Below are 18,559 nucleotides of genomic sequence, written 5' to 3'. Positions count from 1 at the left end.
TCGCTACGACGTCCTTGTCTTATTCAGGAAGAGCCCGACATGGCGTCGCACGCAGCACATAAACGATGGCTCAAATTCTCTGCATTGGTCATCGGTTTCTTCGGGCCTGCGCTGACCTTGGGAACAATCCCGGCGACCAACGAGCTTGCACGTCTTGGTCTTGATATCCTGACCTGGCCGGTAGACGGGTTTCCGTCCTATGCGTCCGAAGAAATTCGGTTTCTGTCGGCCTTGACTGGTGGGTTCCTCGTCGGCTGGGGTGTGACCATCTGGCTGCTGTCGTCGTGGGTTTATGACGCAGCACCCGAAGCCGTGCGCAGATCGGTTTTGTATGGCGCTCTCGCGTGGTTCTTTGTGGACAGCTTCGGCTCGATCACATCGGGACATTGGCCGAACGCGCTTTGGAACGTGCTTGTGCTTTTGCTGATTATTGGTCCGATGTGGCGGCCCGCAAACCCGACAAGCTTTAACCAAGAAGGAATACATTCATGACCGGACTTCGCTATGCCCTTATTGCCATGACGGTCCTGATCGTCGTGTCCACCGTGACGGCAATTGCCAATGGCGGACTCAACTTGATCACGCCGTTCCTAATGCCGATCCTTGCGCTCAGCTGGCAAGGCCAGTTCAATATCGACTTCGCCTGTTACCTTGTTCTGTCAGGTATATGGATGGCGTGGCGTGGAGGATTCAGTGGTGGCAGCATCGCTCTTGGAATACTGGCACCACTGCTCGGTATCCTGTTCCTCGCCCCATATCTTATCTATTTGGTGGGCAGGTCAAACGGCGATCCACGCCAGCTTCTATTGGGCGTGCATGCATGAAAGGTTGACGAGCTACTACTGCGGCTCAAAGCGGCTGTTCGTAGGTAGTGCAGCATCCGTTAGAACGGGCTCAAATCCGCCATTCGCTGCACTCGCACACCCAGAATCGAAAAAAGCGCCGAGCCATTCGACGCTTTCTTCCTCGTTTAAAGCTGACCTTAGTCGTCGCGGTGCACTTTTTCGCGGCGCTCGTGCTTTTCTTGGGCTTCGAGCGACATGGTCGCGATGGGCCGTGCATCCAAACGCTTGAGCGAAATAGGCTCGCCTGTGACGTCACAATAGCCAAATTCGCCTTCATCGATACGGCGCAGGGCTGCGTCGATCTTGCTGACCAGTTTGCGTTGACGATCCCGCGTGCGCAGCTCTAGGGCACGGTCGGTTTCTTCGGACGCGCGGTCTGCAATATCGGGGATATTGCGTGTGCCGTCTTGCAGTCCTTCGATGGTGTCGCGCGTGTCAGACATCAGATCTGACTTCCAATTCAACAACTTACGACGGAAATACTCGACCTGGCGGTCATTCATAAACGGTTCATCCTCGGCGGGACGATAGTCGTCTGGCAAAAATGTCTCAGCTTTCATTTGGCTTACCCTTCAAACGGGCAGTCCCCGCGCTAAACGGCGGGATTCTGCTCCGGCATCACTCCACTTAGCGCTCGTGTACCCTAAGGCCAACACTGAGTCACTACACAAAACTGCGTTGTTGCCATGCGAATCAGTAAGTTCTAAGGTGATCACAAGCGCCGATACGAGCGCAGGAGAGGCAGATGAAATTTACTGGCACGGACGCCTATGTGGCGACCGATGACCTAACTGTTGCGGTCAACGCAGCGGTTACGTTGCAACGTCCCCTTTTGGTCAAGGGCGAACCAGGCACTGGCAAGACCGAGCTGGCCCATCAAGTGGCCAAATCGCTGGGCGTGCCGATGCTGGAATGGCACATCAAATCCACCACAAAGGCCCAGCAAGGCCTCTATGAATATGATGCGGTCAGCCGGTTGCGCGACAGCCAATTGGGCGATCCCAAGGTCAACGATGTGGCCAACTACATCAAAAAAGGCAAGCTGTGGGAGGCCTTTGAAGCCCCCGAACGTGTGGTGTTGCTGATTGATGAGATCGACAAAGCCGACATCGAATTTCCCAATGATCTGCTGCAAGAGCTCGATAAGATGGAGTTTTTCGTCTACGAGACCGGCCAGACGGTCAAAGCGGCCCAGCGGCCTATCGTCATCATCACCTCCAATAACGAAAAAGAACTGCCCGATGCCTTTTTGCGGCGCTGCTTTTTCCACTACATCCAGTTTCCCGACACTGATGTGATGAGGAAAATCGTTGAGGTGCATCATCCGGGGATCAAGTCGGATCTGCTGACAACGGCCCTGACCCAATTCTACGAGATCCGTGACCAAGCAGGCCTCAAGAAAAAGCCCTCTACATCAGAGGTTCTAGATTGGCTCAAACTGCTGTTGGCCGAGGATTTGACCGCTGAGGATCTCAAACGTGACGGGGCCAGCGCCCTGCCCCGCCTGCATGGTGCTTTGTTGAAAAACGAACAGGACGTCCACCTGTTTGAACGGCTAGCTTTCATGGCCCGGGGGCAGCGGTGATGCATAAAATATCCAAAGTCCCAGCTTTACCATTTGTTAACCACACTTTTGCCCGATTGCAGGGGTCAACCTTAACGGGTGAGCAGTACAAATCAGGCAAACTGAACGAATGACATTGGTGATACGCCCATTGCACCGTGAAGACGGGGCCGACTGGCGCCGGTTGTGGACGGCCTATCTGGAGTTTTACAACTCCAGCGTGGCGGATGCTGTTTATGACAGCACGTTCGAGCGTTTGTTGGGTGACGCCCCCCAAGATTACTCTTGCCTGATTGCCGAATACGACGGACGCCCCGTTGGATTGGTCCACTATGGCTTTCATCGCCATTGCTGGAAAATTGAAAACACCTGTTACTTGCAAGACCTCTATGCCGACCCGGATATGCGCGGCAAAGGCGTTGGACGTGCCCTGATCGAAGCGGTCTATGCTGCAGCCGACGCAGCAGGTCACCCATCGGTCTATTGGACAACACAGGATTTCAACACCAACGCCCGCAAACTATATGACCGGATTGGTCAGCTCACGCCCTTTATCAAATATGTAAGGCCGTAGCTCATGTTCCGTTCCACTCTTTTTTCAGCGATCTTGATCCTCGCGGCCTGCTCCCCCAGCGCCTCGATCGATGTGGCCAGCCGCGCGTTGCCAGCCAGCGATGATCTGCCGCCGATGAAAGTGTTCTCGACGGCCCAAGTCACGCCGCCGCAACGGTCCAACCGCCAGATTGCCACGGACTTTATGGATCTGTCGTTCCAATTGGAAAGCGGCCGCACGATCCCGCGTTTTACCCGGTTTGAAGGTCCCATTTCTGTGCGCGTCACGGGGGCGCAGGCCCCAGCCAGCTTGATGCCGGATCTCAGCAAGCTGTTGGCCCGATTGCGCAATGAGGCGGCCATTCCAATCAGCCTGACCAAATCCGCCAATGCCAATATCACCATCGAAGTAATCACCCGCAAAACGCTCAAGAAATTCGTACCCTCCGCGGCTTGTTTCGTGGTGCCACGGGTCAGCAGTTGGGCCGAGTACCGCGCAGAACGCCGTGGATCCACTTTGGATTGGACCAGCCTGCAAACTCGTCAAAAGGTGGCCGTGTTCATCCCCGCCGACACCAGCCCACAAGAAATCCGCGATTGCCTGCACGAAGAAGTGGCACAGGGCCTTGGGCCGCTGAACGATCTCTATCGCCTGTCCGACAGCGTCTTTAACGACGACAACTTTCATACTGTGCTGACAGGTTTTGATATGCTGATCCTGCGGGCTTATTATTCCAGCCAATTGCGCAGCGGCATGAGCAAGGCCGATGTGGCCAGCCGCCTACCCGCTATTTTGGCCCGTCTTAATCCGCGTGGCGAAGGTCTGGGTCAAAACCGCACACGCCCGACCCCTCGGGCATGGATCAAAGCAGTTGAGACATCCCTGTCGCCTGCACAACCGGCCATGCGCCGCCGCGAAGCCGCTGCCAAATCCCTCTGGATTGCCGAGGCCGAAGGTTGGACAGATGGTCGCCGCGCCTTTGCCCATTTCATTGATGGTCGCCTGAAAATGGGCACGCAAAACCGCAAAGCGTTTGAAAATTTCCGCAAGGCCGACGCGCTCTATGCACAAATGCGCGACGCACAGTTGCAACGGGCCCATGTGGGTGTGCATCTGGCCGCCTTTGCCCTGTCCGAGGGCGACGGCGAAGCGGCAGTGGCTTGGGTCGATCTGAACCTGCCTGCTGCGATCAAATCAGAAAACGCAGCCCTCTTGGCCACGTTGCTGATGATCAAATCCGAGGGCTTGGAACTACAGGGCCGCCATTCAGCTGCGCGCACAGTGCGTCTGGACAGCCTCGGCTGGGCACGATACGGGTTCGGAAACGACCGTGAAGTGCGCGCCCGTCAACGCGAAATTGCCTCACTGTCGCCGATCCTGCTGCGCTAAGAGGTTTGCCATGATTTCCTTTCCGACCCTGATGCTATTGGGGGCCCTTCTTGGAGGGGCCATTGGCGCGATTTGGGCCAAGGTCAAAGGCGGCAACCGCAAAGATATGTTGCATTCTTTCGGGGTCTTTGGGATCCTTGGCTTTATCCTGACCGTTTTGACGGTTGTTATCGTGGCGCGCTAATGTTCCTCCCCTTTTTTGACAATTTGCGCAAAGCAGGCGTGCCTGTTTCGTTGCGCGAATTTCTGTCATTTCTTGAGGGGTTAAAGGCCGGACTGGCGCTGTATGATGTGGAACAATTCTACTATTTGGCGCGCATCAGTATGGTCAAAGACGAGCGCAACATCGACAAGTTTGATCGCGCTTTTGCCGCCAGCTTTGATGGGTTGGAACAAATCACATCTGAAGAAATGCTGGAGGCCGTGGATATCCCAGCCGACTGGCTGGAAAAGATGGCCGAAAAGCACCTCAGCCCCGAGGAAAAAGCCGAGATTGACGCCTTGGGGGGCTTTGACAAGCTGATGGAGACCCTCAAAGAGCGCCTGAAAGAACAACAAAAGCGCCATCAAGGCGGCAGCAAGTGGATTGGCACGGCAGGCACGTCGCCCTTTGGCGCCTATGGTTATAACCCCGAGGGCGTGCGCATTGGCCAAGAGGGCAGCCGCCACCAGCGTGCCGTCAAGGTCTGGGACAAGCGCGAGTTTCGCAATCTCGATGACACGGTCGAGTTGGGCACGCGCAACATCAAAGTGGCCTTGAAACGTCTACGCCGCTGGGCCCGTGATGGGGCCACCGACGAGCTGGACTTGGGCGGCACCATTCGCGCGACTGCCGAGAACGGCTATCTCGATGTCAAAACCCGCCCTGAACGGCGCAATGCGGTCAAAGTGCTGTTGTTCTTGGACATTGGTGGATCGATGGATCCCCATATCAAAGTGGTGGAAGAGCTGTTTTCAGCCTCCAAGGCCGAGTTCAAACACCTTGAACATTTTTACTTTCATAACTGCCTTTATGAAGGCGTGTGGCGCGACAATCGCCGCCGTTGGGATGCCCAGACCCCCACATGGGAGGTGCTGCGCACCTACGGCAAAGATTACAAATGCATCTTTGTCGGTGACGCCAGCATGTCGCCTTACGAGGTCGCCTACCCCGGCGGTGCCAATGAACATTGGAATGCCGAGGCTGGGCAAGTGTGGCTGGAACGTGCCCGCGACCAATGGGCCAATCATCTGTGGATCAATCCGCTGGACCAGCGTTATTGGGCCTACACCCAGTCGATCTCGATGATCCAGCAGATCTTTGGTGCCGACCGCATGGTGCCAATGACCCTTGAGGGGATCAGCCGTGGGATGAAGTTGCTTACGACCTGATATGAGTATTTAGGGAAAAAAGAAACGAAAGGGGATCACCGGGCGATGCCATTGCATTTTGATCAAACAGAATACGCGGCGCGTTTGGAACAGGCCACTCGGGCAGTGAATGACGCGGGTCTGGATGCCTTGCTGATGTTTGCCCCCGAAAGCCAGTATTGGATTTGTGGCTACGACACCTTTGGATTTGCCATGTTCCAATGTTTGGTTTTGGGTGCCGATGGGCAGTTGGATCTGGTCACTCGCACGCCGGATTTGCGACAGGCGCAGCTGACGTCGACCCTGTCGGACGACCACATTCATATCTGGCAGGATGTGGAGGGCATGCGACCTGCACAGGATCTCAAGGCTTTGTTGGCGCGGCGCGGTTTGCTGGGCAAAAAACTGGGGTTTGAGGGGGACACAGCAGGTCTGACCGATGCCAATGGGCAAATGTTGCGGGCTGTGTTGGATCAGCCTCTGGTCGAGGCCTCAGGGATTATTCGCAGCTGTCGCAGGCTCAAATCGAAAGCCGAGATTGCTATGCACCGGCGTGCGGCAGCCTTGTCGGATGATGCGCTGGATGCAGGCATCACAGCCACGCACGCAGGGGCATTTGAAGGCGATATCCTCGCGGCTATGCAAGGGGCTGTGTTCAAAGGTGGCGGTGATTATGCGGGAAATGAATTTGTATTGGGATCAGGGGATTACGCACTGCTGTGCAGGTATTATTCTGGCCGTAGAACACTGGATCCGACCGATCAATTGACTGTGGAATGGTCTGGCGCCTATGCCCGCTATCACGCCGCCATGATGCGCACGATGGTGATCGGAACACCGACCCCGCACCAGTTAAAACTGCAAGACGTGGCCGCCGAGGCGATGCAGGCCTGCGAGGCAGAAATTAAACCACAGGCCCCTATGTCGAACGTTTTTGCCGCCTATGCCAAGACCTTTGATGCCGCAGGTTTGCACGACGCGCGGCTCAAGGCCTGTGGTTATGGAATGGGCGCGATCTACAACCCGATCTGGGTGGATTTTCCCATGTTTTACGAGGGCAACCCCCTGCCTATGCAAGCAGGCCAAGTGTTCTTTTTGCACATGATCGCCATGGATGACGCAGCCGGTGCCGCCATGTGTCTGGGGCATTCGGTTTTGGTGACGGAAACCGGCGTGGAACGTTTATCGCGCCATCCACTGGATTTGATCGTCAGATAGCCCCATATCAAGACTATGTTCAAACTGACCCCTATTCTGCTGGCCGTGTTATACGGCCTTGTGATGTACCGCTTTTCCGTGTGGCGCACGCAAAAGGCGTTGGATGAGCAATCCACAGAGCTGGCGGATCGTGGCCTGAAAATTCTCTGCGATGATATGGCTGCCGCTTTGGATCTGCCTCGGATCAAAGTCCACATTTACGAGATCGATCCGGTCAACGGACTGGCCGCACCAGATGGCCGCATTTTTATCACCCGTGGATTTTACAACAAATACCGCTCGGGCGAAGTGACTGCGGAAGAAATGGCCACTGTGATCGCCCATGAATTGGGCCATGTGGCCCTGGGCCATGCCCGCCGCCGGATGATCGATTTTTCGGGTCAAAACGCGTTACGCACGACACTGGCCATGATCCTTAACCGCTTCATCCCGGGAATTGGTGTTTTCATCGCCAACATCTTGACCAGCCTGTTGGCGGCCCGCCTGTCGCGCCGCGATGAATACGAGGCTGACGCCTACGCCAGCGCCCTTTTGGTCAAGGCAGGCATTGGCACCGCGCCACAAAAGAGCCTGTTTGAAAAGCTCGAGCACCTCACAGGCGCCAAAGGGGCCAGCCCCGCATGGCTGCTCAGCCATCCCAAGACGCCCGAGCGGATCAAGGCAATTGAAGCCAACGAAATCAAATGGAAAGTCTCAGGCGCCTGAAGTTGCCAAATGCTTGGCCAAGCGTGGCAATCGCGCCTTTTTCAGCAACGCCCGCTGATCCCAAACGGATCCCGACAGACGATCTGCGGTCGTTTTGACGCCTGCGACCACGGACTGCATCAGCGCCGGCTGGGCCAAGGCCAATTGCAACAAAAAATAGTCTGGATCGTCGCGTTTGAGGCCCTCTTCGGCCAAGATATTGCGCGGAAAATCCTTGGCGTTCATGGTGATGATCGTATCCGCTGAACTGACGATGGCAGCGGCCAACACATGGGTGTCATTGGGATCAGGTAACCACAATCGCCTGATCAAATCCTCGGACGGGCGGTACTGTGCGCGGGGAAAGGCGACGTTCAACAGCGTGATCTCGGACCGCGCGGCCATTTCGCCATCAACCCCGTGTTTGGCGGCAGCCCGAGCCCATTCTTCAACAATCCGTTCGGACCAGCAGGGTTCGTAAAGCCCTGCCCGCGCCGCTTCAATCAACAGCTCGCGCATCACCGTTGGATACAAAACACAAGCATCCAAAAGCGCGCGCATATCAGTCGAGCATCCTGAAAAACAACGCCTTGAGGTAGCCACTTTCGGCAAGGGCGGGCATCAATGGGTGATCCGCACCTGCATAGCCCGTGTGGATCAATTGCGCCTGCCGCCCTGCCCGTCCAATGCCGCGTGTGCAGGCGGCCTGAAACTTGGACAACTCGGCGGCGTGGCTGCACGAACACAGCACCAAATAGCCTTGGGGTGCGGCCAACGCACTGGCCATTTTCGCCGTTTTTTCATAAGCCCGCAGCCCTGCCTCAAGGGATTTGCGTGAGGGGGCAAAGGCAGGCGGATCGCAGATGACCACGTCGAATGTGGCGGCATCTGTGGTCAGTTGTGCCATCACATCAAATGCATCGCCCTTCTGTGTGCTAAATTGCCCATCTTTTCCCATCGCTGCTGCCCCTTGGGTCGCCAGATCCAGCGCCGCTTCAGAGCCATCCACAGCAATAGCGCTGTCAGCCCCTGCAGCCAGAGCCGCCAGACCAAAGCCCCCCACATGGGAAAAGACATCCAACACTCGGGCATCCTTGCTGATGGACTGCAAAAACGCCTGATTGGGACGTTGATCAAAAAACAGACCGGTTTTTTGACCACCCGTCAGATCCGCCATATAGACAGCCCCGTTCATCGGCACCGGCACAGGTCCCGTTGGCGCCGCCCCGTGCAGAACCGCACTTTCGTCATCCAACCCTTCAAGGGATCGTGCGCGTCCTGCGGCGTTCTTTAAAACGTTGGACACCTTGGTCACATCAACCACAGCCGCAGCCAGTTCATCCACGCGCGTGTCTGCCCAAGCGGCGTTGGGTTGAATGACAATCGTGTCCCCAAACCGGTCTATGATAACGCCCGGCAGGCCATCGGCCTCGGCGTGGATAAGCCTATAAAACGGCTCGGCGAACATCCGATCACGATGGGCCAAAGCCGTGGTCAATTTCGCCGCAAACCACGCCTGATCGATCACCGTTTCAGGATTGGGGTCCAGCAGCCGCGCAAAGAGTTTGGAATTGGGATTGATTGCCGCAAGACCAATCACTTGACGTCCGGCATCTTCGACAACGGCCAAACTGCCTGGCGCGATCGCCTTGGTGCGCCGATCGGTGACAAGTTCATTGTCGTAGACCCACGGATGGCCAAAGCGCAAACGGCGGGCGTCAGTTTTAGGTTTCAAGCGAACAACGGGCAAAGGGGCATGTGTCATGCCCCTGCCTTAAGTCTTTTCGAATTGGGCGAACAGCCCCTTTGCGCTTAACGGCGGCTGATTTCCACAGTCTCGGCCAGGGTCCGCTGCGGGATCGCACCGAAATCGCGGGCAAAATGCTGGGTCAGGTGTTCAAGAACCCGGCGCTTTTGTGTGTTACCCCGCGTATCAGCCGCAATGGCTGCAGCACCGCCCAAAGCTGGCAAGTTGGTCTCAACCCGCTGCATGGGCTGCAAGACAACCCCGGTTGCGGCGTCACGGATCTCCATGTTCCACACCATGTTGTGCACACCGCCCACTGTGTAGCGCGCGCGTTCGGTCAGGGAATGAAAGCGCACCAATTCGATGGTCAGCTTCACATCCTGCGTGCCCTTCATGCTGGGCATAGCCGTCTCAAGCGAGGTTTGGAACATCCGTGCCACTTGCAAATGACGGTCACCCATGGGGTCACCGCGCCAGACGATGTCGGCGACGGGGTAATATGTGTTGGCTTCGCTCACGCTGAGGGTGGCCGGCACACGCAACGTGTAGTCGACTACTTTGTAGGACGTCGCCTTGGGCGCTGGTGTCGATTGTAGTGTGTTCAGCCCAGATGGGGTTGGCGCGTTCCGTGTGGTGGTCTCAATCGCACCACAGGCCGTCAGCATCAACAATCCGGCACCCAAAAGTATCGTCTTTATCGGTTTCATCACTGTCCTCCACGAGCTTTTTGCCCTTTGGTTGCATAGCTTCACTGCCCGAAGCCTTTGGATTGCAACCTGAACCTGCATTGGGGCTAAAATGTGGAATTTCTTTCGCCTTTTAAGGGAATTTTAATCATTCCGGGCGGAATACGGCGGCAATTCACCACAAAATCAGGCCAAATGCGGCGAAACCTTGGCAGCGCGTCAGGCGAAACGGCACAAATCTGTGCGCAATCTGACGCAGGCCTGTATGGGTGCTAGACTGTGTTAGCGCTAACTGTTACACGCGCCCTAACCAATAGTCCCGACCCCGATGTGAGACCCCTATGACCCCGCATGCCACGATTGCACAAGTGACCCAACGGATCATCGAACGCAGCAAACCGTCTCGTGATCTTTATCTCGAACGGCTCGCCAAGGCCGCAGATGACGGACCCAAGCGCGCACATCTTACTTGCGGCAACCAAGCCCACGCTTATGCAGCAATGGGACAGGACAAACCGGCCTTGGTCGCCGAAAAAACACCTAACATTGGAATTGTAACGGCCTACAATGACATGTTGTCGGCGCATCAACCCTTTGCCACCTACCCCGACCAGATCAAAGCTGCTGCGCGCAAAGCTGGGGCCACAGCCCAAGTCGCAGGCGGCGTGCCTGCCATGTGTGACGGGGTCACGCAGGGCCAAGTTGGCATGGAATTGTCGCTGTTCTCACGCGATGTGATCGCCTTGGCTGCAGGCGTTGCCCTGTCGCACAACACGTTTGACGCAGCCATTCACCTCGGTGTGTGCGACAAAATTGTCCCGGGTCTAGTGATAGCGGCAGCCACATTCAGCCACATCCCCGCGATCTTTGTCCCTGCGGGTCCGATGATCTCGGGTCTGCCAAATGACGAGAAAGCCAAGATCCGGCAGCAGTTTGCCACGGGCCAAATTGATCGCCCCGCCTTGATGAAGGCCGAAATGGACAGCTATCACGGCCCCGGCACCTGCACCTTTTATGGCACAGCCAATTCCAACCAAATGCTGATGGAATTTATGGGCCTGCACCTGCCCGGCACCAGTTTTGTCAACCCGCACACCGATCTACGTCAGGCGCTGACCGATTTCGCAACAACGCGCGCGGCTCAGATTACAGCGCTAGGCGAGGATTATCGCCCCGCAGGTCACGTGTTGGATGAAAAGGCTTTTGTGAACGGCATGGTCGGTCTGATGGCCACAGGCGGTTCGACCAATTTGATCCTGCACTTGCCTGCTATGGCCCGTGCGGCCGGTATTCATCTAGAAATGCAGGACTTTTCCGACCTGTCAGAGGCTGTGCCGCTGATGGCCAAGGTCTATCCAAACGGGTTGGCCGATGTGAACCATTTCCACGCCGCAGGCGGGCTGGGCTTTATGATCGGTCAACTTTTGGATCATGGCCTGCTGCATGCGGATGTCACCACCGTTATGGGCGACGATCTGAACCAATATCGTCGCGAGCCCAAGCTGATCGATGGCACTCTGGAATGGGTCGATGGACCCACAAACAGCCTGAACGACAAAATTTTGCGCCCCGTGTCTGATCCGGTGAAGCCCACAGGCGGGCTGAAACGCCTTGCAGGTAACCTTGGGCAAGGCGTGATGAAAGTCTCCGCTGTTGATCCGTCCCGCCACATCGTCAAAGCCCCCGCCCGCGTGTTTCAGACCCAAGACGCTGTCAAAGCAGCGTTTCAGGCAGGCGAGTTTACCCAAGACACTGTGATTGTGGTCCGCTTTCAAGGCCCTGCCGCCAACGGGATGCCCGAGCTACACGGCTTGACGCCAGTGCTGGCTGTGCTGCAGGATCGCGGCCTCAAAATCGCGCTGGTCACAGATGGCCGGATGTCTGGTGCATCAGGCAAAGTGCCCTCGGCCATCCATGTAGCCCCCGAGGCCCTGCACGGCGGCCCTATCGCCCGCATCCAAGATGGCGACATGATTTGCGTCGACGCCACCCATGGAACATTGGCCGTCGAGGGTGTAGACCTTGCCACGCGAACGGCCCAACAGCCCGATCTGAGTGCCAATGCCTTTGGTATCGGTCGCGAGTTGTTCGACGTGTTTCGGCGCAACGCTGGACCTTCGGACAGCGGCGCAGGTGTCGTCGTCTAAAAACCAAATGAAGACCCAATAAAGGACGCCTCTATGACCCCCCTTTCCGCCACTCAAAAAGCCCGCGACATTTGCCTGATGGCCCCTGTTGTGCCTGTTCTGGTGATTGATGATGTGGCTGACGCCCGCCCCTTGGCTGAGGCATTGGTGGCAGGTGGATTGCCTGCTTTGGAGGTGACGTTGCGCACTGAGGTCGCCCTCGAGGCGATCGCTGAAATGGCCAAAGTCGAAGGTGGCATCGTGGGCGCAGGCACGCTGCTCAATTCCGCTGACGTGGCCGCAGCCGTAGAGGCGGGCGCGCAATTTGGCGTCTCGCCCGGGGCCACGGACATGTTGTTGACCGCCTGCGAAGACGCCGATCTGCCTTTGTTGCCCGGGGCTGCCTCGGCAACGGAAGCAATGCGTTTGATGGAACGTGGCTATACCACGCAGAAATTCTTTCCAGCGGCAACATCTGGCGGCGCCCCGGCCCTCAAGGCCATTGGCGCGCCCCTGCCGCAGATCAGTTTTTGCCCGACAGGCGGCATTTCATTGGCCACCGCACCCGACTACTTGGCACTGGACAACACGCTGTGCGTGGGCGGCAGCTGGGTTGCCCCCAAGGATCTGGTAAAAGCCAAGGCATGGGATCAGATCGAAGCATTGGCCCGCGAAGCCGCGCAACTGTCGCGCTAGATCGTCCTAGCTGTCGCGCGACAGGCGGGCCGCGCGTCCGCCGCGCCGTTTCGCGGCAGGTTTGGGACGCAATCCGTCGCGCAATACTTGGCTCATGGGGTGATCTGGGGCCGCAGCGCCGTAATGATCCAAAACCACGTGAATATGGGCCGCCGGATCATCGCTGGGCTTCATATTGATCGCCCAATCCAAAAAGATTGATCGACATTCTCCCGCAGTGATCCCTTCGATCCGGTAGCTTTCGCGGATCAATCCCTTCGGGTCCGCCTCTTTCAGGGTCAGTGCAGCTTCAGCCATTGGACATCACCGCAGCACACAGGGCCGCCGCTTTGGCTTTTGCGTTCACCACAGCCGCCCGTAAGGCCGCCCCATCCGCTTGGTCTGTTTCGCGTAACATCACAGCCTGCCCACTTTTGCCCAATTCGTCAAAATTTGTCGGCCCTTCACTGACCCCGTTGCGGATCAAGCGACCTGTGGCCTGTAACGCCCAAAAGAACCGGTAGATCGACCAAAGCGCAGCACTCTGAGCGTCTTTCAACATCCCAATTGCGACACCAGATTGAATTTGTTGCCTAAAATCGCAGGCATCACTGCCTGACAGCACGGCCATGGTCTGGGCCACCAGCTCCATTTGTTGCAACCCGCCAGCGCCTGCTTTGATGTCCCACAGCCCCTGCTCGGGCTTGGCTGCATCCAAACGCGCCGTCATATCGCGAACATCCGCAAGCGTGGCTGACCTGTCGCGATCCTGATCCAAGACCACACAGCGCACGGCCTCAATATCCGCCGCAAGGGATGCAGGCCCCGCAATAACCCGCGCCCGGGTCAGGGCCAAATGTTCCCACGTCCAAGCCTCGTTCAAATGATACGCCTCAAACCCGCCCAGCGAAGTGGCGACAGGTCCCTGCTTGCCCGAGGGGCGCAAGCGCATGTCGACCTCATAAAGCCGCCCCTGCGCCATCGGGGCCGACAGGGCCGTCACTAGGGCCTGCGTCCAGCGCGCATAATAGCTGCGCGTGTCCAACGGTCGTGGCCCTTGCGAAGCCTCCACGCCCTGAGCATCATAAATCGTGATCAAATCCAGATCCGATGCCACATTTAGCGCTCGCGCACCCAGCGATCCCATGGCCAGAACAGCAACGCCCTTGCCCGGCGGGGCACCGTGTTTTTGCGCAAACTGGGCAGTCACATGGGGCGCGATACCCGCAACGATCACATCGGCCAGATCAGAATATTGCCGCGCTGCCGTTGCGGCATCGATCAAGCCGCGCAAATGGTGCACGCCCACACGAAACGAGCGTTCCTTAAGCCAGCCACGCGCCCGGTCCAGCACCGCTTCATAATCCTGTTCATGATCCAGCGCAGTTTTCAGCTGCCCCATCAAATCCGCCTGCAGCGGCCATGGATCAAAGAAATCGCCCCCAAGAACCGCATCTAAAACCCTGGAATTGCGTGACAGATATTCCGCCAAGTTGGGTGAAATGGCACAAATATCCACAATCAAATCGATCAGATGTGGGTTGGCTTGGAACAAGGAAAACAGTTGAACTCCGGCAGGTAAACCTGCCAAAAACATATCAAAATGCCGCAACGCACCTTCAGGATCACTGCTTTGTTGCAAGCCATTTAAGATCTGCGGTTGCAAGCGGTCAAAAATTTGGCTGGCACGATCGGACCGGAATGCTGGATAGGCATGCCAATTGGCCACGACATCTGCACCAAAGCCAGCACTGGCCTGCGCAACCGGGGTATCGGGGGCAAAGAAATCTTCGGTCAGGCGGTGCACGGCCTCAAGGCGACTGCGCAATTCTGCCTCCAGCCCCTGCACATCACGCCCCAGAAAGTCTGCAAGCCGCAAAAACCCTTCGGGCGTCGTGGGCAGGCTATGGGTCTGGGCGTCATTGATCATTTGCAACCGGTGTTCAATCGTGCGGTGAAAAACGTAATGCTCGGTCAATTCGGCGGCCACATCCTGTCCGATCCAGCCTTTTTGCGCCAAGGCCGCCAATCCATCGCAGGTGCCCCGCAACCGCAGTTCAGGATCACGCCCCCCCGCAATCAATTGCCGTGTCTGAGTGAAAAACTCGATCTCGCGGATCCCACCGCGCCCTAGTTTCATATTATGTCCTGGCAGAGTGATAGGCCCACCAAGGCCCTTGGCATCGCGGATTTTCAACCGCAACTCATGGGCATCCTGGATCGCTGCAAAATCAAGGTGCTTGCGCCAAATGAACGGCGTCAGTTCGCGCAAAAATACCCGCCCGGCCTCAAGATTGCCAGCCGCCGCGCGGGCTTTGATGAAGGCCGCCCTCTCCCATGTGCGCCCCAGAGCTTCATAATAGCGTTCAGCGGCGGAGATACTTAGACACACTGGTGTCACGGACGGGTCAGGCCGCAACCGCAGATCCGTGCGAAACACATATCCATGCTCGGTCACATCCGACAACAGCGCCATGGCAGTTTGAACCACTTTGATCAATCCCGCGCGCGCCTCGCCCACATCAGCGTCCGCATAGGCCGTATCATCAAAGAGGCAGATCAAATCAATATCCGAACTATAATTCAGCTCGCCCGCACCACCCTTGCCCATAGACAAAACCGTCAAGCCCGCAAAATCCACGTCACGACGCGGCGTCGGCAGTTTGCGTTTTAGCCTTGGTTGATCCAGCGCCGCCCGCAGGGCCGCATCAACCGCCACATCGGCGAAATCCGACAAGGCTTGGGTACACTGATGCAGTGGCCATGCGCCGCTGATTTCAGCCAGACCGGTGATCAACGCTGTGCGCGCCTTGGCTTGGCGCAGATCAACACCCGTTGCTGCGCCAGAGCGCAATGCATTATTAATGGTCCGCAGCGCCGCCTCAGGCGCATGGGCATTTTCATCCAGCCACCCCATGTTTTGGCGCATCACACCAGCCAAATACGGGCTGCAGCCTGCAACACCGCGCAGCAGCGCCTGCCATTTCGCATCCGAATGCCCGCTTAGGCCAGCCACATCCGTGCCACGGACTGTGTCCGTCGCATTCGGCAAAATAGGAGGATCGCTGAACGGGCCCATAGCGTCACTGTGACCTGAGTTTGACGGAAACTCAAACACTGGGTTGGAACCCGAGCTGGGGCTGGCTAAACTGACGCGGCAATAATTAGGGATCCCCCAATGAGCAAAAGCTTAAAGCGCGTTCAGCGTGTTTTGGACGATGCAGGCCTGAAAATTGAGGTGCTGGAACTTGGCCCCGAGACCCGCACGGCCCAGCAAGCCGCAGACGCTGCGGGTTGCGGTGTGGACCAGATCGCGAAGTCCATTATCTTTCAAGGGACGCAAAGCGGTGCGATCTATTTGTTTGTGACAGCAGGCGGCAATCAAGTGGACGTGGCAAAGGCCAAACAGATCGCGGGCGAGGATTTGGGCAAAGCAGACGCCGCCACCATTCGCGCCAAAACCGGATTTGCTATCGGCGGCGTGGCCCCAATCGGGCATTTGACCCCCAGTCGCGGATTTTTAGACCCAAAATTGCTGGAATTTGCCCAAGTCTATGCTGCAGCGGGCACGCCACGGCATATTTTTGCGATCACCCCGCGGGAATTACAAGAAATCTCCACCTGCCAGCCCGTTGATTTCACGTCGTAATTTAACAAATGTAAATTAGTTTAACATTTTTCCTTGATTGAACAGATGTAAATCCCATATGGTGTAATGTGAAAGAGATAAACATTCACATGACCCCCCAGCCTGCACTAGGCAGGACCCACCATAAAGGAGACCCGAATGAACACCGCCACCCTACCCGCCACTCAACCTGGCTTTTTCGCCCGTGCTGAAATGTGGCTTGATGAGCGCGGAAAAGGCGCTTGGATCGCAGCCATGGTTCTTGGGTTTATTTTCTTCTGGCCGCTGGGCCTTGCCCTTTTGGCCTACATGATCTGGAGCAAACGCATGTTTAACAACTCTTGCCGCAGCCGCGGTCACACGTCACGCTATACAGTGAAGGCAGCCACGAAAACTTCCGGCAACCGCGCTTTTGACGCCTACAAGGCCGACACATTGCGCCGCTTGGAAGACGAGCAAGCCAATTTCGAGAACTTTCTTGAACGGTTGCGCGAGGCTAAAGACAAAGCCGAATTCGACCAGTTTATGGACGACCGTGCCAGTGCCGCGAATGATGATGGCGACCACGACGGCAAGGACGACAAAGACGCAGCATAACTGCCTCAGCCCTCCCAAGACAAACCTCAAGGGTCGCGCACACCGCGCGGCCCTTTTTTCAACCCCTTCCTTTTTCTCCCAAGGCTTCCTAAATATCCGCTATGAGCATTCTTAGACCCGACCCGATCCAACAACCTGAATTTTACGACAGCGTCCCGATGAAGCGCCTTTTGGCGTGGGTTTTGGACACAGCCATAATCGTGGCCCTCAGCTTTGGCGTGGCCCTGCTGACCTTTGGCATCGGATTTTTCATGTTCCTTGGCCTTATGGTGCTGGTGGGCATGGCCTACCGCGTGGTGACGCTGGCCAATGGATCGGCCACATGGGGCATGCGTGTTGCTGCCATCGAAATGCGCGGCTCAGAGGGCCAGAAATTCGATCTAACACTGGCTATTTTGCATTCTCTGGGCTTCTATATTTCCTTCAGCGCGCTGCCGTTGCAAGTGATCTCGATTGTCTTGATGCTGACCACAGAACGCAAACAAGGCCTTACAGATATGATTTTAGGCACTTTTGCCTTGAACAAAGCCGCTGAAACCCGTTTGGCTTAGGCGGCTGATCAGACCGATCAGCATCGCTATTTTGGGGGGGGTTGGCGGATTAGAAGAAGAACGCTAATCTTCCTTAACACTCCATGAAGACCACCACCGGGAATCTATGCGCCATACTCTTCCAATTGCTCCGCAGTTTTATGTAACTGCGCCACAGCCCTGCCCTTATTTGGATGGCCGCATGGAACGTAAGCTGTTTACAGCCCTGCAAGGTGAAAACGCCGAACGCCTCAATAATGAGCTCAGCAAGCAGGGCTTTCGACGCTCGCAAAACGTGCTGTACCGCCCGTCCTGCGCGGAATGTTCTGCCTGCCTGAGCGCGCGGATCCGAGTGGCCGATTTTGCCCCGACCAAATCCCAAAAGCGGGTTTTGCGTAAAAACGGGCGGCTGAGCCGAGCAGCCATCAGCCCATGGGCCACAGAAACCCAGTTTGCGCTGTTTCGGCGCTATCTTGATCACCGCCACGCAGACGGCGGCATGGCCGATATGGACATCTTTGAATTTGCCGCAATGGTCGAAGAAACGCCTATCCGCAGCCGCGTGATCGAATATTCCGACCCACCCACACAGGACGCCCCGCGCGGAACTTTGGCGGCGGTTTGTCTGACGGATGTTTTGGATGACGGCTTGTCCATGGTCTATTCGTTTTTCGAGCCGGAACTGGCCAATGATTCCATCGGGACCTACATCATTCTGGACCACATCGCCGTAGCCCGCGAGGCAGGCCTACCCTATGTCTACTTGGGCTATTGGGTGCCCGGATCGCGTAAGATGGGCTACAAAGCACGGTTCAAAGGTCTTGAGGTCTACCGCCAAGGCGCATGGGAGGACATGACAGACCCTTCCGACTACGACAGCGAAACGCATCCCCTGTCGGTTGACCCTATTGCCGAACAAGTCGCCAAAATCAGCTTGCCCGATAGCATGCCCACCAAGGGCTAGATC

At 56.8% G+C, this 18,559-nt stretch carries 21 protein-coding genes; 15 read left to right on the top strand and 6 right to left on the bottom strand.

The features are described from left to right. Positions 1–39 precede the first annotated feature (39 nt). On the top strand, positions 40–492 hold the full coding sequence (locus ACIRQ6_RS06375) for a hypothetical protein (RefSeq protein WP_420863298.1): 453 nt from the start codon (positions 40–42) through the stop codon (positions 490–492). After that, positions 489–824, top strand: coding sequence for a hypothetical protein (locus ACIRQ6_RS06370; RefSeq protein ID WP_420863297.1), 336 nt, complete (start codon positions 489–491; stop codon positions 822–824). The genes ACIRQ6_RS06375 and ACIRQ6_RS06370 overlap by 4 nt, the downstream gene beginning before the upstream one ends. Positions 825–982: 158 nt before the next feature. On the opposite strand, the gene dksA is transcribed toward ACIRQ6_RS06370, so the two are convergent. Further along, complete coding sequence (gene dksA, locus ACIRQ6_RS06365) at positions 983–1,405, bottom strand: RNA polymerase-binding protein DksA (protein WP_420863296.1); 423 nt, start codon at positions 1,403–1,405, stop codon at positions 983–985. 185 nt (positions 1,406–1,590) lie between these two features. Here dksA and ACIRQ6_RS06360 point away from each other — a divergent pair, with 185 nt between their 5' ends. The 7 genes from ACIRQ6_RS06360 to ACIRQ6_RS06330 all read left to right on the top strand — a co-directional run bounded on the left by ACIRQ6_RS06360 (position 1,591) and on the right by ACIRQ6_RS06330 (position 7,624). Further along, on the top strand, positions 1,591–2,430 hold the full coding sequence (locus ACIRQ6_RS06360; RefSeq protein WP_420863295.1) for an AAA family ATPase: 840 nt from the start codon (positions 1,591–1,593) through the stop codon (positions 2,428–2,430). Between the two features lie 109 nt (positions 2,431–2,539). Continuing rightward, a complete protein-coding gene (locus tag ACIRQ6_RS06355; RefSeq protein WP_420863294.1) occupies positions 2,540–2,983 on the top strand; it encodes a GNAT family N-acetyltransferase in 444 nt (147 codons plus the stop codon). Between the two features lie 3 nt (positions 2,984–2,986). Beyond that, the gene (locus ACIRQ6_RS06350; protein WP_420863293.1) at positions 2,987–4,351 is read left to right on the top strand and encodes a DUF2927 domain-containing protein; all 1,365 of its coding nucleotides are present in this window, start codon (positions 2,987–2,989) and stop codon (positions 4,349–4,351) included. A gap of 10 nt (positions 4,352–4,361) precedes the next feature. Continuing rightward, positions 4,362–4,535 carry a hypothetical protein gene (locus tag ACIRQ6_RS06345; protein WP_420863292.1) on the top strand — a complete coding sequence of 58 codons (174 nt, stop codon included), beginning with the start codon at positions 4,362–4,364 and terminating at the stop codon, positions 4,533–4,535. Continuing rightward, on the top strand, positions 4,535–5,722 hold the full coding sequence (locus ACIRQ6_RS06340; RefSeq protein ID WP_420863291.1) for a vWA domain-containing protein: 1,188 nt from the start codon (positions 4,535–4,537) through the stop codon (positions 5,720–5,722). Before ACIRQ6_RS06345 ends, ACIRQ6_RS06340 begins: the two co-directional genes overlap by 1 nt. Before the next feature lie 45 nt (positions 5,723–5,767). Further along, positions 5,768–6,919: a M24 family metallopeptidase gene (locus ACIRQ6_RS06335; protein ID WP_420863290.1), complete on the top strand. Its 1,152-nt coding sequence runs from the start codon at positions 5,768–5,770 to the stop codon at positions 6,917–6,919. Between the two features lie 15 nt (positions 6,920–6,934). Beyond that, complete coding sequence (locus tag ACIRQ6_RS06330) at positions 6,935–7,624, top strand: M48 family metallopeptidase (RefSeq protein WP_420863289.1); 690 nt, start codon at positions 6,935–6,937, stop codon at positions 7,622–7,624. Here the strand turns inward: ACIRQ6_RS06330 and ACIRQ6_RS06325 are convergent. The 3 genes from ACIRQ6_RS06325 to ACIRQ6_RS06315 are packed head-to-tail and all read right to left on the bottom strand — an operon-like array spanning position 7,613 to position 10,057. Then, positions 7,613–8,164 carry an RSP_2648 family PIN domain-containing protein gene (locus ACIRQ6_RS06325; protein ID WP_420863288.1) on the bottom strand — a complete coding sequence of 184 codons (552 nt, stop codon included), beginning with the start codon at positions 8,162–8,164 and terminating at the stop codon, positions 7,613–7,615. The two genes, ACIRQ6_RS06330 and ACIRQ6_RS06325, sit on opposite strands and share 12 nt — an antisense overlap. 1 nt (position 8,165) lies before the next feature. Continuing rightward, positions 8,166–9,368: an RSP_2647 family RNA methyltransferase gene (locus tag ACIRQ6_RS06320; protein WP_420863287.1), complete on the bottom strand. Its 1,203-nt coding sequence runs from the start codon at positions 9,366–9,368 to the stop codon at positions 8,166–8,168. Positions 9,369–9,415: 47 nt separating this feature from the next. Then, positions 9,416–10,057, bottom strand: coding sequence for a DUF6778 family protein (locus ACIRQ6_RS06315; RefSeq protein ID WP_420863286.1), 642 nt, complete (start codon positions 10,055–10,057; stop codon positions 9,416–9,418). Positions 10,058–10,377: 320 nt separating this feature from the next. On the opposite strand from ACIRQ6_RS06315, the gene edd reads away from it, so the two are divergent. Then, on the top strand, positions 10,378–12,183 hold the full coding sequence (gene edd / locus ACIRQ6_RS06310) for a phosphogluconate dehydratase (RefSeq protein WP_420863285.1): 1,806 nt from the start codon (positions 10,378–10,380) through the stop codon (positions 12,181–12,183). Between the two features lie 33 nt (positions 12,184–12,216). Next, complete coding sequence (gene eda, locus ACIRQ6_RS06305) at positions 12,217–12,858, top strand: bifunctional 4-hydroxy-2-oxoglutarate aldolase/2-dehydro-3-deoxy-phosphogluconate aldolase (protein WP_420863284.1); 642 nt, start codon at positions 12,217–12,219, stop codon at positions 12,856–12,858. 6 nt (positions 12,859–12,864) lie between these two features. Here the strand turns inward: eda and ACIRQ6_RS06300 are convergent, their stop codons facing one another. Beyond that, complete coding sequence (locus ACIRQ6_RS06300) at positions 12,865–13,140, bottom strand: hypothetical protein (protein ID WP_420863867.1); 276 nt, start codon at positions 13,138–13,140, stop codon at positions 12,865–12,867. Positions 13,141–13,147: 7 nt separating this feature from the next. Continuing rightward, entirely contained in the window at positions 13,148–15,916 is a 2,769-nt protein-coding gene (locus ACIRQ6_RS06295; RefSeq protein WP_420863283.1) for a glutamine-synthetase adenylyltransferase, read from the bottom strand. Between the two features lie 99 nt (positions 15,917–16,015). On the opposite strand from ACIRQ6_RS06295, the gene ACIRQ6_RS06290 reads away from it, so the two are divergent. From ACIRQ6_RS06290 to ACIRQ6_RS06275, 4 genes are all read left to right on the top strand, one after another. Next, the gene (locus ACIRQ6_RS06290) at positions 16,016–16,486 is read left to right on the top strand and encodes a YbaK/EbsC family protein (protein WP_420863282.1); all 471 of its coding nucleotides are present in this window, start codon (positions 16,016–16,018) and stop codon (positions 16,484–16,486) included. A gap of 138 nt (positions 16,487–16,624) precedes the next feature. Beyond that, on the top strand, positions 16,625–17,062 hold the full coding sequence (locus ACIRQ6_RS06285; protein ID WP_420863281.1) for a DUF2852 domain-containing protein: 438 nt from the start codon (positions 16,625–16,627) through the stop codon (positions 17,060–17,062). A 101-nt stretch (positions 17,063–17,163) separates the two neighbouring features. Next, positions 17,164–17,613, top strand: coding sequence for an RDD family protein (locus ACIRQ6_RS06280; RefSeq protein WP_420863280.1), 450 nt, complete (start codon positions 17,164–17,166; stop codon positions 17,611–17,613). Between the two features lie 106 nt (positions 17,614–17,719). Further along, on the top strand, positions 17,720–18,556 hold the full coding sequence (locus ACIRQ6_RS06275) for an arginyltransferase (RefSeq protein WP_420863279.1): 837 nt from the start codon (positions 17,720–17,722) through the stop codon (positions 18,554–18,556). The last annotated feature ends 3 nt before the right edge of the window (positions 18,557–18,559 follow it).

It is taken from the genome of Algirhabdus cladophorae, assembly GCF_044772865.1.
In the GTDB taxonomy this organism is placed as follows: Bacteria; Pseudomonadota; Alphaproteobacteria; order Rhodobacterales; family Rhodobacteraceae; genus Algirhabdus; species Algirhabdus cladophorae.
This window is presented reverse-complemented; position numbering and strand designations above follow the sequence as displayed.

Excerpts from the sequence above, each read along its gene's own strand:
- ACIRQ6_RS06325 (WP_420863288.1), bottom strand. The coding sequence starts at position 8,164 with ATGCGCGCGCTTTTGGATGCTTGTGTTTTGTATCCAACGGTGATGCGC.
- ACIRQ6_RS06350 (WP_420863293.1), top strand. The coding sequence starts at position 2,987 with ATGTTCCGTTCCACTCTTTTTTCAGCGATCTTGATCCTCGCGGCCTGC.
- ACIRQ6_RS06355 (WP_420863294.1), top strand. The coding sequence starts at position 2,540 with ATGACATTGGTGATACGCCCATTGCACCGTGAAGACGGGGCCGACTGG.
- ACIRQ6_RS06370 (WP_420863297.1), top strand. The coding sequence starts at position 489 with ATGACCGGACTTCGCTATGCCCTTATTGCCATGACGGTCCTGATCGTC.
- edd (WP_420863285.1), top strand. The coding sequence starts at position 10,378 with ATGACCCCGCATGCCACGATTGCACAAGTGACCCAACGGATCATCGAA.
- ACIRQ6_RS06295 (WP_420863283.1), bottom strand. The coding sequence starts at position 15,916 with ATGGGCCCGTTCAGCGATCCTCCTATTTTGCCGAATGCGACGGACACA.
- dksA (WP_420863296.1), bottom strand. The coding sequence starts at position 1,405 with ATGAAAGCTGAGACATTTTTGCCAGACGACTATCGTCCCGCCGAGGAT.
- ACIRQ6_RS06290 (WP_420863282.1), top strand. The coding sequence starts at position 16,016 with ATGAGCAAAAGCTTAAAGCGCGTTCAGCGTGTTTTGGACGATGCAGGC.
- ACIRQ6_RS06360 (WP_420863295.1), top strand. The coding sequence starts at position 1,591 with ATGAAATTTACTGGCACGGACGCCTATGTGGCGACCGATGACCTAACT.
- ACIRQ6_RS06285 (WP_420863281.1), top strand. The coding sequence starts at position 16,625 with ATGAACACCGCCACCCTACCCGCCACTCAACCTGGCTTTTTCGCCCGT.
- ACIRQ6_RS06345 (WP_420863292.1), top strand. The coding sequence starts at position 4,362 with ATGATTTCCTTTCCGACCCTGATGCTATTGGGGGCCCTTCTTGGAGGG.
- ACIRQ6_RS06275 (WP_420863279.1), top strand. The coding sequence starts at position 17,720 with ATGCGCCATACTCTTCCAATTGCTCCGCAGTTTTATGTAACTGCGCCA.
- ACIRQ6_RS06335 (WP_420863290.1), top strand. The coding sequence starts at position 5,768 with ATGCCATTGCATTTTGATCAAACAGAATACGCGGCGCGTTTGGAACAG.
- ACIRQ6_RS06315 (WP_420863286.1), bottom strand. The coding sequence starts at position 10,057 with ATGAAACCGATAAAGACGATACTTTTGGGTGCCGGATTGTTGATGCTG.
- ACIRQ6_RS06375 (WP_420863298.1), top strand. The coding sequence starts at position 40 with ATGGCGTCGCACGCAGCACATAAACGATGGCTCAAATTCTCTGCATTG.
- ACIRQ6_RS06280 (WP_420863280.1), top strand. The coding sequence starts at position 17,164 with ATGAGCATTCTTAGACCCGACCCGATCCAACAACCTGAATTTTACGAC.
- ACIRQ6_RS06320 (WP_420863287.1), bottom strand. The coding sequence starts at position 9,368 with ATGACACATGCCCCTTTGCCCGTTGTTCGCTTGAAACCTAAAACTGAC.
- ACIRQ6_RS06330 (WP_420863289.1), top strand. The coding sequence starts at position 6,935 with ATGTTCAAACTGACCCCTATTCTGCTGGCCGTGTTATACGGCCTTGTG.
- ACIRQ6_RS06340 (WP_420863291.1), top strand. The coding sequence starts at position 4,535 with ATGTTCCTCCCCTTTTTTGACAATTTGCGCAAAGCAGGCGTGCCTGTT.
- eda (WP_420863284.1), top strand. The coding sequence starts at position 12,217 with ATGACCCCCCTTTCCGCCACTCAAAAAGCCCGCGACATTTGCCTGATG.